The following is a 4,501-nucleotide window of genomic DNA, read 5'->3' as shown; positions in this document are numbered from 1 at the left end:
CAATACAGGTCTTACCTCTGCAATACCTCTTTTTTTCCCATAGGCCGGGACCTGCAAACGAGATACACCGCATCTGATTCATTCATTTGTGCACAGGCCTATATGTACTTGAATACATCACGGCCAGTCCATGAAGATTGCATTTGTGTACGATGTTTTATATCCCGAAACGATCGGCGGAGTTGAAAAACGAATCTTTGAGATCGGAACCAGACTTGCGCAACGTGGACATGAAATACACCTTTTCCCCATGTCACCAGGAAAAGAAAAAAGCATCTTCGTTCGTGATGGCCTTATCATACATCCTGTATGCAGACCGATGGGGCTGTATACAGGCGGACGGCGGTCGATCATTCAGGCTCTCTTGTATTCATGTCATCTCTTTCCCGTTCTATTAAAGGTGAACGTTGACATCATCGATTGTCAGAATTTTCCCTATTTTCCTGTGATAGTATCTCGTTTGGTTGGATTTTTGAAGAAGGAGACATGTGTTATTACCTGGCATGAGGCGTGGGGATCTTATTGGTACCGGTATCTAGGTTTGGCCGGGATTGGCGGGAGGGTGACTGAGAAGATTGCACTTCTTCTCTCCGGGTCATCAATTGCAGTATCACATCATACCGCAGAACGGATGAAAATTGAAGGATATCGTGATAATCCGGTAATCATCCCAAATGGTATCACATTGGAAAATATCAGAAAAATAGAACCCGATAAAAAGACTACCGACGTTATCTTTATTGGCCGATTTATCCCGGAAAAACATCCTGAACTGGTAGTAGAAGCAGTCAGAATTCTTGGAGAAGAGATACCTGACCTTACCTGCACCATGATCGGAGATGGACCAATGATGACCAGGATTGTGAAGATGATCCATGATTTTGGATTGTCTGAGAACATTCACCTATATGGATTTGTGAGTGATTACCAGGATGTTATCAGAAGGATGAAATCCGCACGAGTATTTGTACTGCCAAGTGAACGGGAGGGGTTTGGAATTGTGTGCATTGAAGCGATGGCATGTGGGCTTCCGATTATCACTACCAATTATCCGCTGAATGCAGCATCAGTACATGTTCTTCCCGGTTGCGGATATTGCGCAGGATCTTCTGCGGATGACATCGCCTGCGGCATCCGGACATTTCTCTCGAAATCTCCAGATAAATCAATAATGGATAAGTATGTCATAAAGCACGACTGGGAGCGGATAACCAGTGCATTAGAAGAAGTATATCGTAGTCTCCGGTGTGATACTTTCAAAGAACAGGAGATATAACTGAAAAAATTAAGAGAGTACTATCATGGAAGAGCGGGTTTTTTCACTGAATGGTCATGAGATTACCGGCTATATCATCCCAATCGGGGATGTGAATCTTGTCTTTGCCAGAACTCCAAAGGGTCTTGTCGGGTGTGGTGCTATTGATGCGACAGCCCTTGAAAAATTTAAAATCCCGGCGGTCAAAGTTCGTCCTTTGACTGGCGATTCGATTCGTAATATTGAAGATCTCATGAAGGGCTGCGTTGCGGTTGTAAACTCATATGCACAGGAACTGGGGATAACAACAGAGATGAATGGTGAACAGGCTCTTCTTGCCCTGATATAACCGTTTCATAAGTAATGGAAGAACATCAGGCACTTATTTATGGGAGCATGAGATAATCAAAAGTATGTTTTCCCACATTCTCGTTGGTGTAGACGGTTCCAAAGAAAGCTTTCGCGCCCTGACCTATGCAATGACACTTGCAAAAAAGTTTGATGGAACCATTGATGTGATGTATTCAATTCCCCCCCGTGTGTATGCAGAGCTTGCTGAACGGGAGGTCAGGATTGAAGAGCCGACAGGTGATGTGAAATTTATCAGTATGCTGCAACAGGAAGAGAATCATATCAGGGATCTTGTTCAGGACATTGCAGCAAAGGAAGGAGTGAGTATCGAATTCCATACCCGTGTCGGTGATCCGGTGGATGCAATGATAGAATATGTCTCATCAGCAGGAGTGGATCTCATTGTCGTCGGATCATCAGGAAAAGGAATGGCTGACCGGCTCATTCTGGGAAGTGTCAGCACAGGTATTGTCCATAAAAGCCCGGTGCCAGTCCTGGTTACAAAACCGGAATCCTAAAAATTATTCTTTCCCTTTTCAGGGGTGGTTATCATAGATATTGCAATTGTTTTTTGCGATAAATACTGACCAGAGCGGGGTTAAAACTAATAATGCCACCCATCCGATGATCGGAATAATTCCGATGCTCCCGATACCAAGTCCGTTATATGAGTGATCTTACCCTCGGTGAAGAGACCTGCCAGTGCAGATAAGACCCCGATTGCACCAAATGCTACTGCGATAATGATTGCCAGAATAAGGTAGAGGATGGTGACGATGTTCATCTTCCAGCCGCCAACAAATAACCGGCCATACCCATCGATTTCCGGGGCAGTTTCATTTTCATCACCATACACCCGGATCAGATACCCACTTACCAGGGGTACGATGGTGATGGTGAAGATCTGGATGATGGAAAGAATGATGAGAACGATCCATCATTTCCAATGATTGATAAAGCCTGATTTCACGTAATCAGATGCATTGGTAATAATTACAGAATACGATGCCATGTGTAATCATATGGCTATCAATGGAAAAAGAATTAATCTTTTGGAATAATGCCGAAAACGAAACATACCTGATGTGCCAAAGGGAAAAATATTGATGATAATCACATGGTTTACCGTAAAAGACACTATATATACCGAAAAGCCGGAACGTGTTCTAAAGATGTAATACCATTATGAGAACATGTAGATATTCTTCCGGATATGGCAGTTCAAATATTTCAGAAAACATACCCGTAAAGCAGAGAGACTTCAATTAATCAGTTAAAAATTATTCCGGGAAATCCGGAACATTACAGGTATTCAGGATCGTAAAAGAAATTACATGTACAATGACCAGCTTGTTCCAGCTCATGCACATGATACACACAGGGACAAATGATCGCCTTATCCTTTTCTTTATCCCCGGACCGGATACGACACGGACAATAGCGCTCCCCATGCTTTTCAGAATTCCGGGATAATCCTTTAATCACAGCATTTGTCTGCTTCTCATCAGGATTCAGGATCCATCCTTTCGATCGGGAATACTCCAGCGCCCAACTCCGTATTTCATCTTCAGTTTCTGCCACAGGAACTCCCATATACCTATCAACCCGCACAGGCTTGAATATAATGGCTTACCCAGGGATGATGCCTTATATCATTTTAATCCTTCTTCCCACCATCAGGAAGGATTCTCCTGAGTACGTTGCGGTATGCAGTGATAACATCACCTTTGTCAAACCGGTATACATCCTTATCAAATGACTCGCCGGTCTGCTTATCCCAAAGCCGCATAGAGTCCATGCTGATCTCATCACCAAGGTAAATTTTTCCGGCTGCTTTTCCAAACTCAAGCTTAAAATCCACCAGCCGGATACCACACTCATCAAAGAACCGGGAAAGGACAGTATTTACTTTCAGAGCCATCTCTTTCACCTGCTTGAGTTCGTCAGCAGGAAGAATATGAAGGACCTCTATGAGGTCATCATTGATCATGGGATCCCCCCGCTCATCATCCTTATAATCAATAGAGACCACCGGCCGTTCGAGCACGGTTCCCTCTGCAACCGGATACTTTTTTGTCATAGAGCCCGCAGCAATATTTCTGACAATGACCTCAAGAGGAATCATGTCAAGCCGGCGGACGATCATCGTATCAGGTGCAGCCATCCTGATGTAATGCGTTGGAATTCCTTCTGCCTCCAGCATCTTCATAAAAAATTCCGATGCCGTAGCGTTCAAAATTCCCTTATCAGTAAACTGGTCGTGCTTAACGCCGTTAAAGGCGGTCATGTCATTTCGAAAGACAACAATCAGTTCATCAGGATTCTCACTCAGATAAACCGATTTTGCTTTCCCCTCATACAGGGGCTTTTCCGGTATCACGGATGTACCTCTCCTATGTAGTATGTTCTCAAGCCTGATGATATAATCCCTGAGTCTGGGATGATACCACCCTCTCCGGATATACTCCGGGTAAATACAGAGCCGTTCCTTGAGCGTGTATCCTTTCGTGAGATCTGCGAGTTCTTCGAAAGCTGGCCAGGGATGCTCAGGGTTTACATAATCAATGGTAACCGGTGAGATACCTCCAAGGTCAGTCACTCCACAGGGAAGAATTTTTGCAGCATCAGCCAGATTCGGAGGGATTTGAATGGCAATATCAGGAGGAAGGATCTCTTTTGCCATCCTGACAGTCTCCTGCATATCATGAAGGGTTGCGCCGGGAAATGCACTCATTCCGGTACCAGGCTTTGGACAGAAGTTTTGTATTATGACTTCCTGGATATGCCCATAGCGAAGGTGAAGATCCGCAATCACCGAAAGGGACTGTCTCCGGTCATGAACAGTCTCCCCGATACCAAGTAATAAACCGGTTGTAAAGGGAATTTTAAGCCTTC

The 4,501-nt window shown here is 44.3% G+C and carries 6 protein-coding genes; 3 read left to right on the top strand and 3 right to left on the bottom strand.

All coding sequences use genetic code 11. The features are described 5' to 3' along the window. Positions 1 to 130: 130 nt before the first annotated feature. The 3 genes from PLA23_RS10795 (at position 131) to PLA23_RS10785 (ending at position 2,124) form a co-directional block, all read left to right on the top strand. The gene (locus PLA23_RS10795; RefSeq protein WP_324475181.1) at positions 131 to 1,276 is read left to right on the top strand and encodes a glycosyltransferase family 4 protein; all 1,146 of its coding nucleotides are present in this window, start codon (positions 131 to 133) and stop codon (positions 1,274 to 1,276) included. A gap of 25 nt (positions 1,277 to 1,301) precedes the next feature. Continuing rightward, positions 1,302 to 1,604, top strand: a complete 303-nt coding sequence (locus tag PLA23_RS10790; protein WP_324328222.1) for a YunC family protein — start codon at positions 1,302 to 1,304, stop codon at positions 1,602 to 1,604. A 64-nt stretch (positions 1,605 to 1,668) separates the two neighbouring features. After that, the gene (locus tag PLA23_RS10785; protein WP_324328224.1) at positions 1,669 to 2,124 is read left to right on the top strand and encodes a universal stress protein; all 456 of its coding nucleotides are present in this window, start codon (positions 1,669 to 1,671) and stop codon (positions 2,122 to 2,124) included. 86 nt (positions 2,125 to 2,210) lie between these two features. Here PLA23_RS10785 and PLA23_RS10780 read toward each other — a convergent pair whose 3' ends face one another. The 3 genes from PLA23_RS10780 to purC all read right to left on the bottom strand — a co-directional run. Further along, positions 2,211 to 2,468, bottom strand: a complete 258-nt coding sequence (locus PLA23_RS10780) for a DUF4013 domain-containing protein (RefSeq protein WP_324475182.1) — start codon at positions 2,466 to 2,468, stop codon at positions 2,211 to 2,213. 440 nt (positions 2,469 to 2,908) lie between these two features. Further along, entirely contained in the window at positions 2,909 to 3,199 is a 291-nt protein-coding gene (locus tag PLA23_RS10775; protein WP_324328226.1) for a ferredoxin-thioredoxin reductase catalytic domain-containing protein, read from the bottom strand. Positions 3,200 to 3,263: 64 nt separating this feature from the next. Beyond that, positions 3,264 to 4,501 (bottom strand): phosphoribosylaminoimidazolesuccinocarboxamide synthase (gene purC / locus PLA23_RS10770; RefSeq protein ID WP_324475180.1); only part of this gene is annotated, 1,238 nt, incomplete at its 5' end.

The organism is Methanospirillum sp. (assembly GCF_035406105.1).
In the GTDB taxonomy this organism is placed as follows: domain Archaea; phylum Halobacteriota; class Methanomicrobia; order Methanomicrobiales; family Methanospirillaceae; genus Methanospirillum.
Note: the sequence above shows the minus strand (reverse complement) of the source record. Positions and strands in the feature narration are given on the sequence as shown.